Origin of the sequence: Desulfoscipio gibsoniae DSM 7213 (genome assembly GCF_000233715.2) — a bacterium.
Lineage (GTDB): Bacteria > Bacillota > Desulfotomaculia > Desulfotomaculales > Desulfallaceae > Sporotomaculum > Sporotomaculum gibsoniae.
The window spans coordinates 2,971,457-2,992,743 of the sequence record NC_021184.1 but is presented as its reverse complement, the minus strand read 5'-3'; the positions used below and the strand labels follow the sequence as shown (position 1 = coordinate 2,992,743).

The following is a 21,287-nucleotide window of genomic DNA, read 5'->3' as shown; positions in this document are numbered from 1 at the left end:
ATAGCCAAAAACTCCTATTAATTCACAATAGGAGTTTTATTGTTCGTTTCAATAATTTTTATTATTTTAAAATGTGTATGCTTCTCCATCAACCGGTATTAATACGTTAGAAGACATTCCCTTTTCTTCGACGAATTGCTTTAACGCTCTTCTTGTCACCCTTGCGTGGTTAACAGCTTCCATATGGCTGGCAATAATTTTTGCTTGAGGGGCAGCTTTATATACCTCATAAACATCATTTGCATTCATGATTAAATGGCCGCCCGTCACGAACTGGGCGCCACCAGCGTTTAAAATAATTATGTCCGGTTTATGCGTATCGATTGCTTCTTTGACAGCATCACACCAAATGGTATCTCCTGCGATATATACGGTTTTTTCATTTCGATTACTGAAGACGACGCCGCTAGCATTACATGTAACGTTAAATTGTGTAAAATAACGCACAATTTCTTCATCTCCTGCGTGTATACCATTTGTTTTTGTTAACTTAATATCTCCAAATAATGTACCGCTCTCTTTTAAAATCTCGACATCCTTAAAGCCAAAGCCTTTGAAAGCTTCTGCTTCTTCTTTATTTTGTGCAAACATTTTCGTGTCTTTCGGTATTACCTTGGCGGCAACCTCATCAAAATGATCTGGATGAATATGTGTGACAATTACAGCATCTACATTTTTGATGATTTCATCAATTGACATCGGCAAAGCGACTGTCGGATTGCGTTCCTGAGATTCCGCTGGAACAGGCGGAAAAGCGCCCTTCTCTTGTAACCATGGATCAATTAAAAATTTTTTTCCAGCATATGTGATAGTTACAGTTGCGTTTCTGATTTGTTGAAAGTTCATAATAACAACTCCTTCTTCTTTTTTATTCAAAAGTGTATTTTTTCACCATTATCCGGTACTAAGACGTATGAATTGATTCCCTTTTCCTCAACGAATTGTTTAAATTCTTCTCTGGATAACATACATGCATTAACCGTCTCAAAATGGTTAGCAATAATTTTTGCCTGTGGGGCAGCCTTATATACCTCATAGACATCTTTTTTGTTCATGATCACGGAGTCTCCATCTTTGAATCGTCCGTCGGAAGCGGCTACAATAATGATGTCCGGTTTATGCGTGTCGATTGCTTTCTAAACTGCATCATACCAACAAGTATCTCCAGCGATATATAATGCGGCGTTTTTTTATTCGGATTGCTAAAAATAAAGTTTAATATTTATTATCACACCTCCTTTCCTTTTTATTTGTAATGCAGTTTATACGATATACGATGACATTTACAGGGATAAAATCAAGTCTTTTTGCAGTTTAACTTGAATAATGAAAGCAATTGACAAAATGTTAGATAACACGGATAAGCGTATTTTGTTGAATTGTCCCCGGTGACCATATGGCCTAGTGTTCGTAAAATGGCTCGTTGCGGAATCGCACATTCTAGGGGACGGCAAAGGCGTTGTGGCTTGAACAAAGTGAAAGCCAGCATCTTCAGGCGCTGGCCGGTAACGGCCCATTATAGGGGCAGAGTAAACCACCGTTTAATCGAACAATTCCTATAGCCAGTCACATTAATGAAAATTCGGAATGGCACAGGAACTCCTGACGGCTCAGGTATTTGTTTATCCCAAGGGAGCAATGCACCTGATCGATCCGTCCCGGCTTATCGCCGTGACCAGGTCCGTTTATAAAGAGTATTATGATGATTTTTTCGGTCATATTTTACCTGTTCCTAAAGAACGGGTCCATACTCCAGAGGATGGAGAAATTCTAGACCTGGGCGGCGGTAAGTTGCTGACTTTTTATCATACTTCGATGCCAACTACCTAACGGTAAGTATTTAGGTTGACATTTTTGCGTCATTTAACTTTTCTTGATATTTATAACTTGTCAAGGCCACAATCCAAGGGACGGGTTTATCTTCGAATGAGCTAACTTTCCCTTGATGGATTTTAATAACTCTATACAGACGACCTCAATATTCTGAAATTCACATATTAATTAGGCTAATAGGATATTCTGTCGATTTTGGTTTCATCTATCTTGACGTAATTTGATCAAACTGTTTAAAACAATGAACAATTTGTTCATTGTTTGCAGTGGCAATATGTGGCTATTTGCTTGACAGAAACTGGCTTGCGTTTTCTCACCGCACAAGAACGTTATTATTTCGCTATTTTTAGAGAGTATTAATAAAATTATTATTATTATTGAAAGTTATATAGCACAGAAATTGCTTATTTAAAATTGTTGTCAATATTTATTCCTAAAAGTAATAATGCGAATGTATCTTTCGAAGTTGCTAAAGTAGGTTAGCTGCTATGGAGGAGTGTTGCAAGTTTTGTATACGGATGAGATAACGGAAGCAATTCAATGCCGGGACTATAATCTATGTCCATAATAGACTTAATTTTTAGAAAAAGCAGTAACCTTATGGAGTTTAAGAATCGAGCCCAAAAGTTGAGACAATCTGAAAAGGAGGTAAAAAAAGAAGATGTAGTGACAAATGCTTGATTTGTCGTATCAATTGAATCTAAAAGTGAGATCGAAATCACGGGAGGGAAAATAATGGAAATTAGGGCTGCTGTTACAAGCTCAAAAGGTGAAGACTTTCACATCGAAACTATTCAACTGGATGAGCCCAAAAGAGGAGAAGTACTTATCCGTATCGTAGCTTGTGGTATCTGTCATACAGACATGGTAGCACGAGATCAGGAATACCCAGTGCCACTGCCGGCAGTATTAGGCCATGAAGGAGCCGGTGTTGTCGAGAAGGTAGGAGAAGGCGTCTCCTATGTGCAACCGGGAGATCATGTCGTTCTCGGGTATGCATATTGTGGAAAATGTCGTTCTTGTTTGAGCGGTCATCCATTTGTTTGCGAAAGATTTTTTGAGTTAAATTTTTGCGGAATTATGGAAGACGGAACAAAGCGTCACCACCGCCTCGAGCAAGAACTATCGAACTTTTTTGGTCAATCGTCTTTCGCAACCTATGCTATCGCTAATGAGCGCAATGTGTTCAAGGTTGATAAAGATGTGGACCTGGCGTTACTCGGACCGCTTGGATGCGGTATCCAAACGGGTGCCGGTGCCGTACTAAATCGACTAAAGCCGGAAGCCGGGTCAAGCATTGCCGTATTCGGTGCCGGAGCCGTTGGGTTGAGCGCCATTATGGCGGCAAATGCAATTGGCTGTGGAATCATTGTCGCTGTAGATGTGCATGATCACCGGCTTGAGTTAGCTAAGGAATTAGGAGCTACGCATGTAGTAAATGCCATAAAGGTTAACCCTGTGGAAGAAATCAAAAACATTACCGGCGGCGGTGTAAATTATGCTGCTGAAACAGCAGGCCGTCCGGGAATTTTGCGGCAGGCTGTCGATTCGCTCACGTTCTTTGGGAAAGTGGTGCAGATCGGTGCTCCGCCGCTTGGAACTGATGAAAAAATTGATACCAATGATTTGCTGCTATTTAACAAAACAATCACTGGTGTAGTAGAGGGTGACAGTATTCAGCGCATCTTTATTCCGCAGCTTATTAACCTGTACAAGCAAGGAAGATTTCCCTTTGATAAGCTCGTGAAATTCTATAAATTTGAAGATATCAATCAAGCCGTGAAAGACTCCCATACTGGCAAAACAATCAAGCCGATTATTAAAATGGAGTAGATATATTTCTAAAGAAGATGTAGATCGGGCTTACAAGGCATCGAAATCCGCGCAAGTGGAATGGACCAAAACAAATCAAGCTGCTCATGATTCAGAAACAGGTTCTACAATCAAGCCAGTATTAAAGATGGCTTAATTTTTCTAAAATTACACCGATTTACTTATCCCCTCAGGGACTTGTAAACAAAGGGTATGAAGAGCAATTTTCATGCCTGCCATTGTGCAAAGGAGGAGATACCTTGATTAAGTGTGTCTTCTCCTTTTTATGTGCGCTAGATTTATAAATTTAAATATTAATAACGGGAGGTTTTGGTATGAAGATTTTACGCATTAACATGACCGATTTGAGTGTATTAGAGGAAGTGGTACCCCAAGATTATGTCGGCTTGGGGGGGAGGGCATTAACTTCAATGATAGTTGCAAATGAAGTTAGACCTACCTGTCATCCCCTTGGGCCAAACAATAAGCTGGTTTTCGCCCCGGATTGCTTACTGGAACAATGGCTCCTAACACCGGTCGCTTGTCTGTAGGAGCAAAGAGCCCTTTAACAGGGACAATTAAAGAGAGTAATGCTAGGGGAACATCAATGTTAACTATTACTTTTATGTAATTTGACATTGTTTTTGTATAACATTCCCCGCGAGATCCCCAACCGTTTGGTCGTCTTCGTTAAATTATAACGACAGTCTTGCAAGGCTTTCTCAATTATAATCCTTTCTAATTGAAGATTTCCAAGCACTTCTTTCCAAATGAGGCAATTGGCTCCACTCCTGTGCTTTCGTTTTTTGATCCTGTAGATTCCACTAACGCATCGGGTAAATGCCATGGAAAGATCCGGTCTGTACGGTGAAAAAATGTAAGTCAGTTTCCGTCGAGCCTAATAGCCACCATATTACCACTACAAACAATGAACAAATTGTTCCTTGTTTTTGAACAGTTTGTTCAAGTTAAGTCAAGAAAGATGACACTAAGATCGACAGATGCTCGTCCGATCCTATTTATATTTAAATTTCAGTACATTTAAGTCACCCCGTTTTACCATGCCATTCAATTGATGATGGGCATCCTTACAGTGTTTATGGTTAACTCTTACACGTGGACCTAGGCAGTTAGGTACAGGAATTGCACTAGAAATTCAAAGAATATAAAACTTTCTGATGCCGCTCCGAAAGATTGGCGTCTATGTCGAACTTGAAGAATACGGCAAGACCAATCATATACCTGCATGGCAATTCAAATGGTTGCAAAATAATCTCCGGAAGAGCAGCTTTTAATTTTGGTAGGCGTTATGTTTTCTTGAGCATATGGTATGGCAGGTAGAATTCCAGTGGTGGTTCTAACTACATAAAATCTAATGCCTGCTCATATAAAGTCGCGATGGCGCCCATGTGTGCATGCTATATGCTTAATTAAACATAACGGCCTGGCCGAACTTTCTCTGGAGGAAGTATTCAATTTTGTATTGAGATAGGAGGTGAGACTGTTAAGAAAGTAAGTACAAACCCAAGGAATAGGCTGAAAAGCTAGTAATGTTTAAAAACTCTAATTTATTGAAAGAATTCGTGACCGTTATAAAAAAAAAATAAAAAAAGGAGAGAAAAAATGATAAAAAAAGTTGTAAGTCTTAATGGAGCAATTAAAACACTCGTTACCGACCCGGAGGCCACCTTAGCAGACGTTATCCGTAAGCAATTGAAACTTACAGGCACAAAAATCGGCTGCTGCAATGGCCAGTGTGGCGCCTGCTCCGTTATCATGAATGAAAAAGTCGTTCGTTCCTGCGTCACCAAGATGAAGAGAGTCCCAGAAGGGGCCGTCATTACTACCATTGAAGGCATCGGTACTCCGGACAACCTGCACGCTTTGCAGTTAGCCTGGACCGTGCACGGCGGCGCCCAGTGCGGTTTTTGTTCCCCTGGCTTTATTGTTTCGGCCAAGGGCCTTTTGGATCAAAACCTGGAGCCTACCCGGGACGATGTCCGTGACTGGTTCCAAAAGCACCGAAACGCCTGCCGCTGCACTGGGTACAAGCCTCTGGTGGATGCCGTGATGGATGCTGCGCGGGTGCTACGCGGTGAAATCACCATGGAAGAACTGGCCTACAAGTTGCCGGCTGACGGGAAGATCTGGGGCAGCAAATACCCCCGTCCTTCAGCTGTCGCCAAAGTTACTGGCACCGGCGAATACGGTGCTGATCTTGGATTGAAATTACCCTCCGGCACGCTGCAGCTCAAGTTGGTCCAGGCCAATGTATCCCATGCAAATATTTTATTCATCGACACATCCGAAGCGGAAAAAATGCCCGGTGTTTACAGAGTTTTAACCCATAAAGACGTGAAAGGAAAAAACCGTATTACCGGTCTGATTACCTTTCCCACCAACAAAGGGGATGGATGGGATCGACCCATTCTCTGCGACACCAAGGTATTCCAGTTCGGTGACACCATCGCTATAGTGTGCGCGGACACTGAAGAACACGCCCAGGCTGCGGTAGAAAAGGTCAAAGTGGAGTTGGAATTGCTCCCGCCCTATATGAACGCTATCGACGCAATGGCCGATGACGCCATTGAAATTCATCCCGGTACCCCCAACGTCTATTTCGAGCAGAAAATCGCCAAGGGCGAAGATACCGCCCCGATTATGGAAAAGGCCGATTACGTGGTGGAAGGCAGCTTCTATCTGCAGCGCCAGCCGCACCTGCCCATCGAGCCCGACGTCGGTTTAGCCTATTTCGATGAGGAAGACCGCCTGGCTATTCATTCCAAGAGTATCGCCCTCAACTTTAACGCGGCACAGATAGCCGCGGGCATCGGCATTGAACTGCCCAAGCTGCGGATGGTGCAGAACCCCTCAGGAGGGAATTTCGGATACAAGTTCAGCCCGACTGTTGAAGCGCTTTTGGGTGTCGCCGCTCTAGCTACCGGAAAACCTGTTTTTCTAAACTACAGCTATTACCAGCAGATCACCTATACCGGCAAGCGTTCTCCCTTCTTCATCGACCTCAAGTATGGTGCCGACAAGGATGGCAAGATTTTGGCCATGGAGAGCCAGTGGGTGGTCGACCACGGTCCCTATTCCGAGGCTGGCGATCTCCTGACGCTTAAAGGGGCGCAGTTCATCGGCGCCGGTTATGGCATTCCCAACATCAGGGGTCTCGGGAGGACTGTCTGCACCAATCATGCCTGGGGATCACCTTTCCGGTCTTTCGGTTCCCCGCAGAGTTTCTTTGCCTCCGAGTCCCTGATGGATATGCTGGCTGAAAAAATGGGAGTTGATCCGCTGGAACTGCGTTATAAAAACGTGTACCGCGCTGGCGACACCACTCCCAGCGGCTGTTCCCCCGATGTCTTTGTATTGCCTGAACTGATCGACATGATTCGGCCAAAATACAAGGAAGCCCTGGAAAGAGCAAAGAAAGAGTCTACTGATGATAAAAAGCGGGGTGTTGGCGTTAGTATCGGGATTTATGGCTGCGGCCTGGATGGCCCGGACGGTGCGGAAGCCTGGGCCGAACTTACCCCTGAGGGGGTCACAATCAGCACTATCTGGCATGAAACCGGTCAGGGCGCTGATATGGGTTGCCTGGCCACTGCCCATGAATCCTTACGGCCGTTAGGGATCAAGCCGGAGCAAATTAAACTAAACATGAATGACACTGCCCGGGTTCCAGACGGTGGCCCGGCCGGAGGCAGCCGCTCCCAGGTAATTGTTGGCAACGCCATCAAGGCCAGCTGTGACCTGTTGGTTGAAGCGATGAAGAAAGCGGACGGATCTTACCGGACTTATGATGAAATGGTTGCCGAAGGGATCCCCTTGAAGCACGTCGGCAAGTGGGCCGCGCCATGCACCAACTGTGACGAGAACGGCCAGGGTAATCCCCTCCCAAACTACATGTATGGCGTGTTCCTGGCGGAAGTGGAAGTGAATGTGAAGACAGGTGAGACTCAGGTAGTGAAAATGACTCTGGCCGCCGACGTCGGTAAAATTGCCAACAAACTGGTTGTAGACGGCCAGATGTATGGCGGCCTTGCCCAAGGCATCGGCTTAGCCCTAAGCGAGAACTTCGAAGACTTAAACAAACACACCACTATGGTGGCATGCGGATTCCCCTACATCAAAGATATTCCTGACGCCCTTGAACTGATGTACCTTGAAACGCCAAGGATATTAGGGCCTCACGGCGCTGCCGGCGCCGGCGAGGTACCCTTGACTTCGCCCCACGTCGCGATCATAAACGCGATCTATAACGCTTGCGGTGTGCGCATTAGCCAACTCCCGGCCTTGCCTGAAAAAGTGCTCGCCGGACTGCAGTCCAAATGTGGAAAATAGCAAAAGTATAAATCTCTTTCTATTAGAGAGAAAAGGGAACCTCTATAACGAACTGAAAGCGAAATCTTTCGGTTTCGTTATAGCTCCCTTCTTAACAGGTCGTCACTCGACCAAAGAGTTTTTCGGATGCTAAAAGCAACTTATCGAAATGGTGGGATTAAAATGGATCAGAAGAAGATGCGGGAACTGGAGGACCGGTGCGTTCAGGAGCAGCCCCCGGCCTGTGCCGCAGCTTGTCCCGTTCATGTAGACGTGAAAGCCTTCCTGGCGGACATGGCCAAAGGCAATTTTGAGGGGGCGCTCAAGACATACCGGAAAACAGTCCCCTTTCCCGGCATTATCGGAAGAATCTGTGACCACCCCTGCCAAGACGCCTGCAGGTTGGCCGAAACCGGGTGCCCAATCTCCATTGCCGCTCTGGAAAAAACCTGTGTCCGGCTTGCCTCTGCCACGAGCGCCAGGCAACTGGTTCCCCGTAAGAAAGATTTCCGTGTCGCCGTGGCGGGAGGTGGTTTAAGCGGCTTAACAACCGCACACGATCTGGCCCTGAAAGGCTACGAGGTCGTGCTTTTTGAAGCTGGGGAAAGCCTTGGCGGAAGCTTATTGGAGATGTCGGAGGATGTTTTGCCGCGGCAGATCATCATTGATGATACAGCGCTCCTGAAAAAGCTGGGTGTCGGGGTCAGACTTAATACTGCAGCCGGAAAGGACGTGTCTCTGGCAGAGCTCCTGGTTGAGTTCAACGCCGTTTACCTCGGACTCGGGGTAAACTTTCTTAACAGCCTGGGGTTGGGAATTGACAGCCGGGGACGTGTTTCCATTGACCCTGTCACCTTTTCCACCGGGAGGGAGGGGATTTTTGCCGGTGGGAGTATGACCTCAGCTTGGAAGGGAAGCTCTCCGATCAGATCGGTTTCAGATGGCCGCAGGGCTGCTATTTCTATAGACCGCTATTTGCAAAAGGTTTCCCTGACCGCTTCACGGGATAGGGAGGGTCATTTTATAACGCGACTCTACACTGGCACGGAGGGGATCGTGCCGGTTCCGGCTGTAGCCGCGTCCGACCCCGGACAGGGATTTGACCGGCACGAGGCGGTTCGCGAGGCCGGTCGCTGCCTGCAGTGCCAGTGTTTGGAATGCGTGAAGGCCTGTGAGTATTTGAGCAGCTATCGCGGTTATCCGAAGCGCTATATCAGGGAAATTTATAACAATACTACTATCTTGAAGGGATTGCATCTTGCCAATAAGATGATTAACTCCTGCAGCCTATGTGGCCTCTGCAAGGTGGTCTGCCCCAGTGATATCGATATGGGAGAGGTTTGCAAAACGGCCAGGGAAGGTATGGTCGAGCGGGGAAAGATGCCTCCCTCAGTCCACGAGTTTGCCCTGCAAGACATGGAGTTCAGCAATAGTGAATCATCTGCCCTGACCAGGAGGGAACCCGGTTTGGCGGAGAGCCGCTTCCTCTTCTTTCCCGGCTGCCAGCTCTCCGCCTCGTCCCCCGATTATGTGGAAAAAGTCTACGATTTCCTGCGGCAAAAGCTTGCTGGAGGAGTAGGCCTGATGCTCCGCTGCTGCGGCGCCCCCGCTGACTGGGCGGGGCGAAAGGTCCTGTTCGCGTCCGCGTGTCAGGAAATTCTCCGGCAGTGGGAAGAGATGGATAAACCGTGCCTCGTCCTCGCCTGCTCCAGTTGTTACCAGGTTTTCCGGGACCATTTGCCGGAGGTTAAAACAGTATCCCTGTGGGAACTATACGACCAGTTTGACCTGCCGGACGTTCCTCGTGAGCGCTGCCAGCGAAATGTTGCCGTTCACGACGCCTGTGCCACCAGGGACGAGAAGGGAATACACAATAGCGTGCGGCGCATCCTGGAAAAGTTGGATTGCCGGGTGGAAGAACTGGTTTACAGCAAAGAAAAAGCCGTGTGTTGCGGTTTCGGTGGCCTTATGTCCTTCGCCAACCCGGAGCTGGGGGCGCAGGTGCTGGATCGCCGGGCCGGTGAGAGCGAAGCCGACTATGTGGCGTACTGTGCCATGTGCAGGGACCGGCTTGCCTCTCGGGGCAAACGGACCCTGCACCTTCTGGACCTGATTTACGGGGGGGGATCGGACGATCTTGCCCAAAGGAGGGGGCCGGGGTACTCTTTGCGGCGGGAGAACCGGGCAAAGTTGAGGGAAAAATTATTGAGAGAGGTCTGGGGGGAAGAAGTGGAAAAAGAGAACGTGCTCAATGCCTTCGAACTGGAATTGAGTGAAGGAGTCATGGAACTTATGGAGAACCGCCTGATTCTCATGGAGGATATCCGCCGGCTTATCGACCGGGCTGAAAAGACTGGGAACAAGCTGGTAAACCCCGCCACCGGCCGCTTTTTAGCCTATCACCGGTCGGTCAGCGTGACCTACTGGGTGGAATACTCTACCCGAGGGAACAATTTTGAGATATATAATGTGTACAGCCACCGGATGCGTGTAACTGAGGATGTGAAACCATGAGCAGCGTGCTAAAGGAGCCTGCAAAAGAGAGCTGGCGTTGTAATAAATGTGACGTTTCCTTGGAACTAGGCAAGGTCAATATTGAGTACATGGGCAGCGTATTTCCCTATGAGCTGTTGAAATGCCCTAAGTGTGGGCTCGTCTTTGTGCCCGAGGAGCTGGCTACGGGAAAGATGCTGGAAGTGGAAAAGACACTGGAAGATAAGTAGCTCTGCCCCGGGCTTGCCGGTTTGGGTGTTGAATTCGGGGAACAAACCGGTGTTGAAGAAAGGAAAGGAGCGCAGGGTCAAGATGAGCGACGAATTGTTGCGCATGCTGGAACTTTACCGGCAGGGTTTTAACTGCAGCCAGATCTTGCTTTCACTTGGTTTGGAGACAAGGGGCTACAGCAACCCGGACCTGGTCAGGGCCATGTCCGGCCTGGGCGGCGGTCTGGGATTCTCCGGGAAAACCTGTGGAGCGCTGATTGGAGGGGTTTGTTTGCTGGGTTTGTACGCCGGCAGGGGAACAACGGCAGAAAGGGAGAACGACCGGTTTCTATTAATGGTTGAGGAACTGGTGCAGTGGTTTGAGGATGAAACCGGCCGGACTTACGGTGGAATTGATTGCGCGGATATTATAGGAGAAAGACTGGCATATAAAACGGCGGGCAGCCAGTGTGCCAATATTATCAGCAGCACTTACGCCAGAGTTAAAGAAATATTAATTTCCAACGGGATCGATCCTGCCGGTTAGCATAATGAGTGAATAAGCCGGCGTTTTATCTGAAACTGAAAGTTTCTGTCCCGAATGTCTTAAAAGAATCCTGGCAAAAAGGGTGGCGCGGGGTGTTCACTTCCAGCCGGTGAGCTACTTCGGCCGCTACCCCGAGCCGCCGTCAGACAGGGCGCGCATAACCCTTCCGGAGATTATGTCAAGTATTGTGCGGCAGATAGCAGGCTGGATCAAAGCAAAAAATTTCCGGCCGCCGGGCTGCGAAAACGCCTTATGTTCTTTTCACGGTAATTTTATTTTAATGCCTGATGGCACATTTATGGCCACAACAAGGCACGAACCGGTAAAGAGCTGCTGCGGCCCCCGGGAAAGGGCGGAAGAAGGGGCAATGAAAGCAAGAAATTTTGTATCAAACCACTGGGCGTCTCTTCAGCCGGTCTTCAAAATACAAGAACATGGCAGTGAATGCGGTTGCGCCGGACAAAAAGTTCAGCCGGACAGCATGGATCTGTTCCTGGAAAGGGCCAGAACCCATACCCTTTGTATCTCCGGTATGGCATTTCAGGATGTCTGGAATATCGACCTGGAACGGGTGAAGGATTGTTGCATTCATACTGTGGCTCCCGATGGAAAAATAATACCTTTTTGTGTTTATAACCTTACGGATAAAAACGGCAGGCCGCTATACAGGGGACGGTAGGAGCACATGGTCTGTGTCATAACTTAGGTTTGGCCGGCAGGGTAAAGCTGACCCCTGTTTGAATATTTCGTCCACTAGTGTTTTAAAACAGGGCAAATAATGCCCTGTTTTTTCGGGACCAGAAATTTTGTATAAATGTTAAAGTGAAAACTGAATTCTTAATATTGGGAAATTGTGGTTTTGGTACTTAGGGCTTGAGTTTTAACGTCCGGAGAATAATGCCTGTGTTCTCAATTCTGGCATTGACGTTGACATCAATTGGGATTGAGGGGAAGAGTTCCGGCCATCTATCCTTGAATTCCTGGTTCCATTCCCGTTTGTGCTGCCGGAATAGCTGAAAACCGAATCCGAAGATGTCGGACTTCAATTCTTGCTGGCCCTTTTCCAGGGCGGCCTCCACTTCGCTTTTAATTTCCTCGGCGAGGTCCGCCTCCAGGCTGTTGATGATGTCCGGGTCTGTTAAGTCAATCCCGGTGGCCCATTCAATCACTTCTCCCCGAACATTAACGGTTACATGCACCGCCACCTCATCATTATCAATGCTATACTTGATAGATGACTTTCCACCCAAGAGGTAAAAGGTTACCGGATTCAACTGACCCTGGGTGCTGCGGGGAGTCAGTGTCACCGCGTAACCTCGTTTTACACGTTTACGGATCCACCCCCAACCCCTGCTCTCTTTTTCGTTCAACCACCCCACCAGGCGTGTCTCCCGAAAGACTGCCATCCCGGAGACCCTTAACAGCCCCGCCTTTTGCGCCACCTCTCCTTGAGTGCCGAGATCGCCCGGCATTACAGCAGTGTTGCCGCCATCCCCGCCCTGCGACCCGGCGGACTTGTCCGGAAAGCTTGTGGCGATAACCCGGGCAGCGATGGGTTCGAGTTCGTCTGTAGCCAGCGGTATAAAGATACTGTCTCCCACCCTGGTGGCAAAAGAAACCCCGGTCTGTTCTGTTTGTGCTACCCGTAAAGAGATGGCTTCGGTTACGGGCTACAGCGAGCGGAGTGGCGGCAGCCTTTACATGGGACAGGCCATCATCAATGATAAAGGCCAAACCGTCGCCGCCAGGCGAAAGCTTAAACCAACACATGTAGAGCGCACCGTTTTTGGCGAAGGAGACGGCAGCGATCTGTGTGTTTTAGAAACCGGCATTGGCCGGCTGGGGGCGTTGTGTTGCTGGGAACATCCACAACCACTGAGCAAATATGCTATGTATGCCCAGGATGAGCAAATTCACGTAGCCGCCTGGCCTAGTTTTTCACTGTATTGCAACGCAGCTTACGCCCTTGGCCCGGAGGTTAACAACGCGGCCAGCCAGATGTATGCTGCTAAAGGACAGTGCTTCGTCCTGGCTCCCTGCGCGACAGTATCCAAAGAGATGATCGACACGCTGATAGACGACCCTAAAAAGAGAAACTGTTGCTCGAGGGAGGTGGCTTTACCATGATCTATGGTCCTGATGGGAAACCGCTTGTCGAGCCGTTACCGGAAACCGAGGAAGGCATCCTATATGCCGATATCGATCTAGGCATGATCTCAATTGCTAAGGCTGCGGCAGATCCGGCAGGCCATTACTCTCGCCCCAACGTTACCCGCTTACTTTTTAACCCGGCACCGGCTCACCGGGTCGAATATATCCACAACACCGACGGCTCAATTGCGATACCCAAAGATATCGACGAACTGAACGCCAAAAACGATCTACAAAAACCGGACACACGTGAACAAACTGTTACAAACAATGAACAAACTGTTCATTGTTTGTAGTGGTAATATGGCGGCTATTATGCTTGACGGAAACTAACTTACGTTTTCTTTCCGCATTAAGAACGTTATTGCTTCGCTACTTTTGTGGAGTATAAAAATCTTTTTTTTGAATTTCGATAAAACGGCATAGAAATTGCTTATAAATATGGCTATAGAAATAATTCTTACGCCCACTTTTATTCCTGAAACGTTGTAATAGTTATATTTCAAGAAAAGAGCAACGGACTTGGGAAAAGGGCTATCGAAAAGGCCGACTGATTTTGCCTTATTACTTGGTTGGAATGTTTTTAAATAGTGTTTTATATTACAGTGGCTTTAACTTTACCTGCAGCTTTCTTATGGTGATCTCGGTGGGATGTGGCGTGCCATTGGTAGTAGCTTTTTACTTCATTAATTTCACTATCGGATATTTGAAGATAACTATGCCTTGGTGTATTCCAAGGGAAATCTTAAGCAGGGGGGTGCTATATAGAATATTATTTTACTTTAACTGCAAACAGAAATTATTGATTAGGAGGAAGAGTCTATGATCATTGGGGTGCTAAAGGAAATCAAAGACAATGAAAATCGCATTGCTTTAACCCCTGCCGGTGTAAGTGAACTTAAAAAGGACAAACATGAGGTCTTAATCCAGAAAGGTGCTGGAGAGGGTAGCGGTATTTCGGATAAGGAATATCAAGACGCTGGCGCAAGGATTGTGACGGATGCCAGCGAAGTTTGGGCTAATGCGGAAATGGTTATGAAGGTAAAAGAGCCCATTTCGTCGGAATATGAATATTTCCGCAAAGGACAAATCCTGTTTACCTATCTCCATTTGGCGGCTGACCGGGCCTTAACTGAAGTTTTGATGAACAAAGGGGTTACCGCCGTGGCCTACGAAACAGTGGAGTCTTCTGACGGTTCGCTACCGCTATTGATGCCGATGAGTGAAGTTGCCGGAAGAATGGCCACAATCATCGGAGCACAATACCTTCAACGGATTCATGGCGGACGTGGCCTTCTGCCGGGTGGTGTACCCGGAGTGCTCCCTGCCAATGTAGTCATCATCGGGGGAGGAACGGTCGGCATAAACGCAGCTAAAATGGCAGTTGGGTTAGGGGCTGACGTAACTATCTTTGATTTAAACGCAAACAGGTTGCGTTATCTTGATGATATTTTCGGAGCACGGGTTAAAACTGTCGTATCAAGTGCTTACAATCTTTCCAGCTCCCTCACGGCGGCGGACCTGGTTATAGGAGCCGTTCTTGTCACGGGTGCCAAGGCCCCGACGTTAGTCACTATGGAAATGCTGGAGAATATGCCCCGTAGATCGGTGATTATCGATGTCGCCGTTGATCAGGGGGGCTGTATTGAGACCAGCCGTCCCACCACTCACAGCAACCCGACTTTTGAAGTAAACGGAGTACTTCACTATTGTGTGGCTAATATGCCCGGGGCGGTTCCGAGAACTTCAACATATGCCCTAAGTAACGTTACCTTGCCTTACGCTCGTGTTATTGCAAGGAATGGAATCATGAAAGCGATTAACGAGAACGGTGGTTTGGCAAAGGGGGTAAATGTTATTGAGGGCAAAATAACCTGTCGGGGGGTGGCAGAGGCTCATAGCTTAGACAGTTATAATTTGAAAGAAGTTATCTAGTATTCCAATATTAGGAGGTTTTGCCAGTGGCAAAGATTCCCGAATCAGTTGATTGGAAAAAGGTTGTGGAATGGGATGAAAAGTATTATATGCACCTCGACGCCACAAAGGAAGAATACCAGTGTGTTCCGGTGGCGGCGGCAGAAGGCAACTATCTTATTATGCCGGACGGCACGAAACTGTTAGACTTTTTTAACCAGCTTTACTGTGTTAACGCCGGCCAGTGCAACCCAAGAATTCAGGGAGCAATCAGGGAGGCCACGGAAAGGTACGGCCATCTGTGGGAAGCATATACCACCGACTACCGCGCTAAAGCCGCCAAGCTGCTTATAGAAGATATCCTTGGAGCCGATAGCTGGGCCGGCAAGGTGAGCTTTGTCTCTACAGGCAGTGAGGCGGTTGAAAAGGCGATGATTTTGGCCAAGCTTTATAAAAACCGGCCAAATATAATTACTAGGGAGTATGGCTACCATGGCTGGACGCTGGGGGCAGGCTCTGCAACCAGATTGCGGGGAGTCAGAAGCGGGCTGTCGGGGGCAGGCAATTCCAACGATGTTCGGTCAGTTCCCAACCACCAGGCCGGTGGTTTTTACCTGGCCCCGGCGCCTAATTGTTTCAAGTGCAGCTTGGGGCATACCTACCCCGAATGCAAAATGAGCGACGGAAAACTCCCCTGCGTTTTGGCTACCGAATATCAGATTAAAAGCATTGGGCCCGATACTGTCGCGGCAATGATCTCCGAGGTTGCTTTCGGTGCGGCTACCATTCACCCACCCAAGGAATACATCCCGCAGATCAGGCAAATGACCAAAGATCTGGATATTCTCTGGATTTGTGACGAGGTGTTGACAGGTTTCGGACGATTGGGCACCTGGTTTGCGCACCAGCAGTACGATGTTACGCCGGATATCATGACTGTGGCAAAAGGATTGGTTAGCTCCGCTCTTCCCGCCGGCGCTGTTATAGTTAACAAGGAGATTGCCGAGTTCATGGATGAGTGGAGATGGTGGCACGTAGGCACTTTTTCCGCGCACCCTGTATCGATGGCTGCCGTTGTGGCCAACCTGGAATATATGCTTGAAGTCGATATACCCAAAATGGCGGCGGATGCGGGCGAGTATTTCGGTAACAAACTAAGAGAGTTGCAAGAAAAACATGACTGCGTAGGGCTTGTAACCGGTAAAGGGATGCTCTGGCAAGTGGAGATAGTCAAGAACAAAAAGACCAAGGAATTGTTCGCGCCTGAGGACCGTCACACAACGTATTCCGGCGACCTCTCCATGTATCCGAGTGTCTTTGTTAGAGTCAAGGCTATTGAAAAGGGTGTTCTTATTGGCGGCTTTGCTCCGAATACCCTGAGAATAGGTGCGTCTCTTAATGTTGCCAAGGATGAAATGGATCAGGGAATTGCAGCCCTGGACTATGCGTTGGGCGAGCTGGATAAATACTGCACTAAGTAATAGACTTGCTTATCATACCTGTAGCATATTCCAGGCACATTTAGTGCCTGGAATATGGATAAAAAGAGCAGGTTTGTTCAATAATCTTCTAAGGCTGTACTAGGTGTGCCGTATTCAGAATATTATGATATTTTTTTAAAGTCCAAAAATTTGGGCCACAATTTATCAATCAAACTGGCAAAACGCTCGGTTACCGTGTCAAAATATACTTGGATTTGCTATTTAAAGTAGCGGATCCAACAACCGGCTCGGATTAGTAGGGGCATTAACATTAAGTATGGGCCTAATTTCTGAAATAATAACTTTCGGCGCACTGTTTGGTTTTATCTGTGTAAATATTTCTGTTGTTGTCCATTACTTCTTCAAGAAGAAGGAAAGAAGAATCTTCGCTAACCTTATCTTCCCCGTCATAGGGGCTGTGGTTTGTACTTATATCTGGTTCAGCTTATCTCTTACGAGCAAAATAGTTGGATTCTGCTGGCTGGTTATAGGCATAATTTATCTCATTGTAAGATCGGCAGGTTCAGCGGATTTCAAAGCGTTGCTTGAAAAGAATGCTTTAATGAACCCAGACCAATAACGAGGAGGGGAATTATAAAAATGGCATATGCTGATATGTTGATTTTAAACGGAAAGGTATTAACGGTTGATAAGAATTTTAGTATCAAAGAAGCTATTGCTGTAAAAAATGGGATGATAATTGATGTAGGAACTTCCGATGATGTAAAAAGGTTGGCCGGTTCTCAAACAAAGGTTATAGATCTTATGGGAAAAGTAATACTTCCCGGCGCTCATGATGCTCATTTACATGCTGCCACTTATGGAATGGTTTTAAATCCTTCGTTTTTGAATTTATCTTACCCAAATATTAAATCACTAGAAGAGTTGAAAGAAAAGCTTGCTGCCAAGGTAAAAAGCACTCCTCCCGGAACCTGGATCAAGGGTATGGGCTGGAACCCAGCTTTTCTGGAAGAGTTTGGTGGTGATGCAACTAAGCTTATTACAAGGTATGATTTGGATGATGTGTCACCTGACCATCCGGTATACCTTATACATTACTCTTGCCATCTACTGGTAGCCAACTCAAAAGCACTAGAATTATCCGGTTTAAATAAAGATACTCCCGACATGAAAGGTATGGCAAGAGATCCTCAGACAGGTGAGCCGACCGGAATTTTCGAAGAGACTTTTGGACAATATCTTCTTACAAAAAACGCTCCTTTACCTTCTTATGAAGAAATCAAAGAAAACATCAAGATTTGTCAGGCAAAACTCAATAGCGACGGTTACACAAGCCATACAGATGCCGGCTTGGGTGTAGGCGGCGATTACCAAATGGGCGGTATGTGGGGATCCAGATGTATTGATGTTTATCAGCAAATGAGCGAGGCCGGAGAATTGACCTGCAGGGCATCACTCGGTGTATTTCCATTCTTTGAAGGGGTTCATAGCTATGAAAATCTATTAAAAGGTCTTGAGAAAACGAAGTTGCCGAAGAATAATGACCCCAATTGGGTTAGGTTCTGGCTGAAATTCTGGGGCGATGGGATGCTGGAAAACTGGACAACATGGATGTGGGATGAACAAGTATGCGGTCATCATGGTCGCTCATCTTTCCCAGGGGAGACAGACGAGGAACAATATGAAGATTTCTTAAAAACCATTAAATACCTTCACAAAAATGGATGGCAGATTGGAATCCATGGAATGGGAGACCGGATCGTCGATAAAACCATCGATGCCTATATCGCTGCAATGGAGGAATTCCCCAGGAACAATCCCGGTCACTATATTATACATGGTGAATTAACTACATTGGAACAGGCAAAAAGGTGTGCAAAATATAATATAGGACTGTCAGTACAGCCAACTATCGATGCATTACTCTATTCCCTTTATGATGATCTAAAGTTTAGATGGGGTGGTAAAGGTTTGACTGCTAAGGACATGTCTGCGTACAAAACATTTATGGATTTAGGAATCAATGTTGCCGGAGGGTCTGATGGTCCTATTTTTTTCCCGAACTGGAGACAAAGCGTACAGGATGCAGTTACAAGAAAATCATCCGTAAACGGAAAGGCATATAGCCCTGAAAATGCCATAACAGTCGAAGATGGTATCCGCATGTACACGATTAATGGAGCTATCCAAGAAAATATGGGGCATATGAGAGGCTCAATTGAGATAGGAAAGCTTGCCGATTTCCAGGTGCTTGGTGAAGATATTCTTGCAGTAAACAAAGAAGAAATCGGACAAATACCTGTAGTAATGACAATTGTTGACGGTAAAATAGTTTATTCTGCTTAAAAAAATTGCCCTTGGTGAGAATCTTGAAAACATTGGTTTATTATCGGAAATGTAACAATAAATTCATCTAAATAATTACAAACACCGGCGCCCTCACGGGAGGTGGTCATTTTAAATCCCTTCGAGCTATTGGAGAGAATATGCCCTTTTAACGAACTGCCCCGCAGCCTGCTAAGAGAAGTTTCTGAACAAGTACAGGTTAAAAGTTTTTCTAAAGGCGCCTATGTCTTCCGGCAGGGCGAAGCAGGATTGGGCTTTCTTTATTTCATCTGCCATGGTTCTGCGGAAGTGCTGGTGGAAAATGAGAAAGGCACCGCTTCCGTTGTCAGCCATCGTCACGAACAGGACTTTTTTGGGGAAACCGTCTTCCTGACAGAAAAAAAATATCCGGGATCGGTACGGGCCAGAGAAGAACTGACCTGCTTGCTGGTCCCGAACAAGGTTTTTGAACAACTAATCGAAAAAGAACCTGGCTTCGCGAAACACTTTATCACGATTACCACCGAAAGGATGCGGAGTCTCTATCTTGATCTGGTGGAAGAGCAATCGGCCGACACACGGCTTATCACAGAAACACCGATTTTCAGACGACGCCTGAGCGAGTTCATGTCATCCCCCGTGGTTACTTGCAAAGGGGATGAATCGATCTGCTCAGTGGCGCAAACCATGTCCGAAAACAGCATCAGCAGATGCAGGATTACTTCCTGAGATTGGGCGGCAAGGTGGTGGAGTGGCTGGCTTTAAGCGGCTTTGCCCGCTGCAAGGGGAATGTTATGGCCGATAGCCCGAACTGGTGCAAGGCCATTGACAAGTGGGAAGGGATGGTGGAAACCTGGACCCGGCGGGGGCGGCAAGATGATATCCTGAATCTGAACATCTTCCTGGACTTTCGGGCTATCTACGGGAAAATGTCCCTGGCCTCCAGCCTGCGGGAGCACGCCATGAAAACTGTCGGCCGGTCCAGAATCATCTCCCATCTTCTGACCAAGGAAGAAGTTACTTACCGGATTCCCCTTAATTTGTAGGGAGGGTTCATTACTGAAAAATCGGGGCCAAACCGGGGAGAAATCAGTTTAAAACGCGCCGCTTGCATCCACATCGTTAACTGCCTGCGCATCTTTTCCGTAAATCACGACATCCGTGAGACCCAATCGCTGAGCAGGCTGGCTGCCCTGGTAAAACTGGGCGTGATTTCTGCCGATGACGGAGAATATATCGACGCGGCCTACCAGACTTTAATGCACCTACGGTTGCGGGAGAACCTTAATAAAATTAAGGAAAACAAGCTGCCGGACAACTTTATCAATCCGCACCGTCTTAGCAAGCGCGAACAGGGAATGCTAAAAGATGCTTTCCAGGCTGTTACCAGCCTGCAGAAAATAACTTCCTGCAATTTTGGACTTACCTGGTCACGCTGAGATCATAAAGGAGTAAAGAACTTGTCTTATCAACAGGAAGAAACCGGGGAAGAAACCGGGAAAGAAAGAGCTTGCCAACCGGCACTCGAAGTGCCGGACAAAAAACAATCGAAGCGCATTAGAGAACTGGCTGGCCGGGGCAAAACAAAGGTTCCCGGCCGTGCCGGTTTGAGCGGGATTAACTTTGCCGCAATTGACCTGGAAACCACCGGGTTTTACCCGTCCCGCGGCGACGAAATTATTTTTGTCGGTGCTGTGCTCATCCAGGGAGGCAAGATTCAAAGCAAGCAGTCTTTCCACCGGCTGGTCAATCCCTGTCGTAACATCCCGGAAACCATCGTCCGTCTGACGGGGATCAGTCAAAGCCAGGTCAGTGAGGCCAATTCCATTTACGAGGTGCTTCCCGATTTTTTAAGCTTTGTCGGGGAAAATGTGCTTATCGGCCACACGGTTCAATTCGACCTCGGTTTTTTAAATTGCAAGCTAAAGCCATGCCGAACCAAAATTTATAACAAATCCCTTGACATTGCAGACCTGGCCAGGGCAATACTCCCATCACTGCCGGACTACTCCCTGGACGGATTGCTGGCCCATTTTGGCATTGAGAAAGAAGGCAGGCATACCGCGCTTGGGGATGCCCTGCTGACAGCTAAAATCTTTCTCACTTTGCTCGACTTGGGCTTTGAAAAAAATATCGCCTGCTGGGGCGACCTGGACCATTGCTTAAAGATCAGAAGATGGTTCCGTCGCAAACCATACGGCTTGTTTTAAGAGGCCGCAGGCCGATTTTACT

20 protein-coding genes, 2 pseudogenes and 1 riboswitch are annotated in these 21,287 nt (G+C 47.2%); of the genes and pseudogenes, 18 read left to right on the top strand and 4 right to left on the bottom strand.

The features are described 5' to 3' along the window. Positions 1-66: 66 nt before the first annotated feature. Together DESGI_RS14005 and DESGI_RS23160 are read right to left on the bottom strand one after the other, a co-directional pair. The gene (locus DESGI_RS14005; protein WP_245561100.1) at positions 67-876 is read right to left on the bottom strand and encodes an MBL fold metallo-hydrolase; all 810 of its coding nucleotides are present in this window, start codon (positions 874-876) and stop codon (positions 67-69) included. Next, complete coding sequence (locus tag DESGI_RS23160; protein ID WP_006520823.1) at positions 873-1,055, bottom strand: hypothetical protein; 183 nt, start codon at positions 1,053-1,055, stop codon at positions 873-875. Before DESGI_RS23160 ends, DESGI_RS14005 begins: the two co-directional genes overlap by 4 nt. 532 nt (positions 1,056-1,587) lie before the next feature. Between DESGI_RS23160 and DESGI_RS13995 the strand changes: the two genes are divergently transcribed. The 3 genes and pseudogenes from DESGI_RS13995 to DESGI_RS13985 form a co-directional block, all read left to right on the top strand. Continuing rightward, positions 1,588-1,830: an MBL fold metallo-hydrolase gene (locus DESGI_RS13995; RefSeq protein WP_006520824.1), complete on the top strand. Its 243-nt coding sequence runs from the start codon at positions 1,588-1,590 to the stop codon at positions 1,828-1,830. A gap of 738 nt (positions 1,831-2,568) precedes the next feature. Continuing rightward, entirely contained in the window at positions 2,569-3,666 is a 1,098-nt protein-coding gene (locus DESGI_RS13990; protein ID WP_006520826.1) for an NAD(P)-dependent alcohol dehydrogenase, read from the top strand. 138 nt (positions 3,667-3,804) lie between these two features. Continuing rightward, positions 3,805-3,913, top strand: a riboswitch (molybdenum cofactor riboswitch). Between the two features lie 67 nt (positions 3,914-3,980). After that, a pseudogene (locus DESGI_RS13985) lies at positions 3,981-4,252 on the top strand (aldehyde ferredoxin oxidoreductase N-terminal domain-containing protein); the annotation flags it as partial. A 3-nt stretch (positions 4,253-4,255) separates the two neighbouring features. Here the strand turns inward: DESGI_RS13985 and DESGI_RS23880 are convergent. Next, positions 4,256-4,492: a helix-turn-helix domain-containing protein gene (locus DESGI_RS23880; protein WP_083939861.1), complete on the bottom strand. Its 237-nt coding sequence runs from the start codon at positions 4,490-4,492 to the stop codon at positions 4,256-4,258. 776 nt (positions 4,493-5,268) lie between these two features. On the opposite strand from DESGI_RS23880, the gene DESGI_RS13980 reads away from it, so the two are divergent. From DESGI_RS13980 to DESGI_RS13960, 5 genes and pseudogenes are all read left to right on the top strand, one after another. Beyond that, positions 5,269-7,995 (top strand): molybdopterin-dependent aldehyde oxidoreductase, encoded by a 2,727-nt coding sequence (locus tag DESGI_RS13980; protein ID WP_006520828.1) that lies wholly within the window; start codon positions 5,269-5,271, stop codon positions 7,993-7,995. Positions 7,996-8,157: 162 nt separating this feature from the next. After that, positions 8,158-10,488 (top strand): pyridine nucleotide-disulfide oxidoreductase/dicluster-binding protein, encoded by a 2,331-nt coding sequence (locus DESGI_RS13975; protein ID WP_006520829.1) that lies wholly within the window; start codon positions 8,158-8,160, stop codon positions 10,486-10,488. Further along, complete coding sequence (locus DESGI_RS13970) at positions 10,485-10,697, top strand: DVU_1557 family redox protein (RefSeq protein ID WP_006520830.1); 213 nt, start codon at positions 10,485-10,487, stop codon at positions 10,695-10,697. The genes DESGI_RS13975 and DESGI_RS13970 overlap by 4 nt, the downstream gene beginning before the upstream one ends. Before the next feature lie 49 nt (positions 10,698-10,746). After that, positions 10,747-11,223: a DVU_1555 family C-GCAxxG-C-C protein gene (locus tag DESGI_RS13965; RefSeq protein ID WP_337833185.1), complete on the top strand. Its 477-nt coding sequence runs from the start codon at positions 10,747-10,749 to the stop codon at positions 11,221-11,223. Positions 11,224-11,254: 31 nt separating this feature from the next. Further along, positions 11,255-11,902 (top strand): annotated as a pseudogene (locus DESGI_RS13960) (radical SAM (seleno)protein TrsS); the annotation flags it as partial. 187 nt (positions 11,903-12,089) lie between these two features. Here DESGI_RS13960 and DESGI_RS13955 read toward each other — a convergent pair. Beyond that, a complete protein-coding gene (locus tag DESGI_RS13955; protein WP_006520833.1) occupies positions 12,090-12,824 on the bottom strand; it encodes a Ger(x)C family spore germination C-terminal domain-containing protein in 735 nt (244 codons plus the stop codon). Here DESGI_RS13955 and DESGI_RS26135 point away from each other — a divergent pair. From DESGI_RS26135 to DESGI_RS13910, 10 genes are all read left to right on the top strand, one after another. Further along, a complete protein-coding gene (locus tag DESGI_RS26135) occupies positions 12,775-13,350 on the top strand; it encodes a nitrilase-related carbon-nitrogen hydrolase (RefSeq protein WP_207638330.1) in 576 nt (191 codons plus the stop codon). The two genes, DESGI_RS13955 and DESGI_RS26135, sit on opposite strands and share 50 nt — an antisense overlap. Next, entirely contained in the window at positions 13,347-13,670 is a 324-nt protein-coding gene (locus tag DESGI_RS26130; protein ID WP_006520835.1) for a hypothetical protein, read from the top strand. The genes DESGI_RS26135 and DESGI_RS26130 overlap by 4 nt, the downstream gene beginning before the upstream one ends. 526 nt (positions 13,671-14,196) lie before the next feature. Continuing rightward, entirely contained in the window at positions 14,197-15,309 is a 1,113-nt protein-coding gene (ald, locus tag DESGI_RS13945) for an alanine dehydrogenase (protein ID WP_006520836.1), read from the top strand. A 26-nt stretch (positions 15,310-15,335) separates the two neighbouring features. Further along, the gene (locus tag DESGI_RS13940) at positions 15,336-16,769 is read left to right on the top strand and encodes a class-III pyridoxal-phosphate-dependent aminotransferase (protein WP_006520837.1); all 1,434 of its coding nucleotides are present in this window, start codon (positions 15,336-15,338) and stop codon (positions 16,767-16,769) included. 277 nt (positions 16,770-17,046) lie between these two features. Continuing rightward, the gene (locus DESGI_RS13935; protein WP_041284904.1) at positions 17,047-17,349 is read left to right on the top strand and encodes a hypothetical protein; all 303 of its coding nucleotides are present in this window, start codon (positions 17,047-17,049) and stop codon (positions 17,347-17,349) included. A gap of 20 nt (positions 17,350-17,369) precedes the next feature. Next, positions 17,370-19,076 carry an amidohydrolase gene (locus tag DESGI_RS13930; RefSeq protein ID WP_006520838.1) on the top strand — a complete coding sequence of 569 codons (1,707 nt, stop codon included), beginning with the start codon at positions 17,370-17,372 and terminating at the stop codon, positions 19,074-19,076. Between the two features lie 102 nt (positions 19,077-19,178). After that, positions 19,179-19,784, top strand: coding sequence for a cyclic nucleotide-binding domain-containing protein (locus tag DESGI_RS13925; protein WP_006520839.1), 606 nt, complete (start codon positions 19,179-19,181; stop codon positions 19,782-19,784). Then, a complete protein-coding gene (locus DESGI_RS13920) occupies positions 19,766-20,101 on the top strand; it encodes a DUF294 nucleotidyltransferase-like domain-containing protein (protein ID WP_083939859.1) in 336 nt (111 codons plus the stop codon). Before DESGI_RS13925 ends, DESGI_RS13920 begins: the two co-directional genes overlap by 19 nt. 9 nt (positions 20,102-20,110) lie before the next feature. Further along, on the top strand, positions 20,111-20,494 hold the full coding sequence (locus tag DESGI_RS23875) for a putative nucleotidyltransferase substrate binding domain-containing protein (protein ID WP_083939858.1): 384 nt from the start codon (positions 20,111-20,113) through the stop codon (positions 20,492-20,494). A gap of 21 nt (positions 20,495-20,515) precedes the next feature. Continuing rightward, positions 20,516-21,265 (top strand): 3'-5' exonuclease, encoded by a 750-nt coding sequence (locus tag DESGI_RS13910; protein ID WP_006520841.1) that lies wholly within the window; start codon positions 20,516-20,518, stop codon positions 21,263-21,265. The last annotated feature ends 22 nt before the right edge of the window (positions 21,266-21,287 follow it).

Bases quoted from the DNA above. Each gene is read 5' to 3' on its own strand.
- DESGI_RS23160 (WP_006520823.1), bottom strand. From the start codon at position 1,055: ATGAACAAAAAAGATGTCTATGAGGTATATAAGGCTGCCCCACAGGCA.
- DESGI_RS13970 (WP_006520830.1), top strand. From the start codon at position 10,485: ATGAGCAGCGTGCTAAAGGAGCCTGCAAAAGAGAGCTGGCGTTGTAAT.
- DESGI_RS13930 (WP_006520838.1), top strand. From the start codon at position 17,370: ATGGCATATGCTGATATGTTGATTTTAAACGGAAAGGTATTAACGGTT.
- DESGI_RS13920 (WP_083939859.1), top strand. From the start codon at position 19,766: ATGCAGGATTACTTCCTGAGATTGGGCGGCAAGGTGGTGGAGTGGCTG.
- DESGI_RS13995 (WP_006520824.1), top strand. From the start codon at position 1,588: ATGGCACAGGAACTCCTGACGGCTCAGGTATTTGTTTATCCCAAGGGA.
- DESGI_RS13935 (WP_041284904.1), top strand. From the start codon at position 17,047: ATGGGCCTAATTTCTGAAATAATAACTTTCGGCGCACTGTTTGGTTTT.
- DESGI_RS13990 (WP_006520826.1), top strand. From the start codon at position 2,569: ATGGAAATTAGGGCTGCTGTTACAAGCTCAAAAGGTGAAGACTTTCAC.
- DESGI_RS13975 (WP_006520829.1), top strand. From the start codon at position 8,158: ATGGATCAGAAGAAGATGCGGGAACTGGAGGACCGGTGCGTTCAGGAG.
- DESGI_RS23880 (WP_083939861.1), bottom strand. From the start codon at position 4,492: ATGGCATTTACCCGATGCGTTAGTGGAATCTACAGGATCAAAAAACGA.
- DESGI_RS13980 (WP_006520828.1), top strand. From the start codon at position 5,269: ATGATAAAAAAAGTTGTAAGTCTTAATGGAGCAATTAAAACACTCGTT.
- DESGI_RS26135 (WP_207638330.1), top strand. From the start codon at position 12,775: ATGGGTTCGAGTTCGTCTGTAGCCAGCGGTATAAAGATACTGTCTCCC.
- DESGI_RS26130 (WP_006520835.1), top strand. From the start codon at position 13,347: ATGATCTATGGTCCTGATGGGAAACCGCTTGTCGAGCCGTTACCGGAA.
- ald (WP_006520836.1), top strand. From the start codon at position 14,197: ATGATCATTGGGGTGCTAAAGGAAATCAAAGACAATGAAAATCGCATT.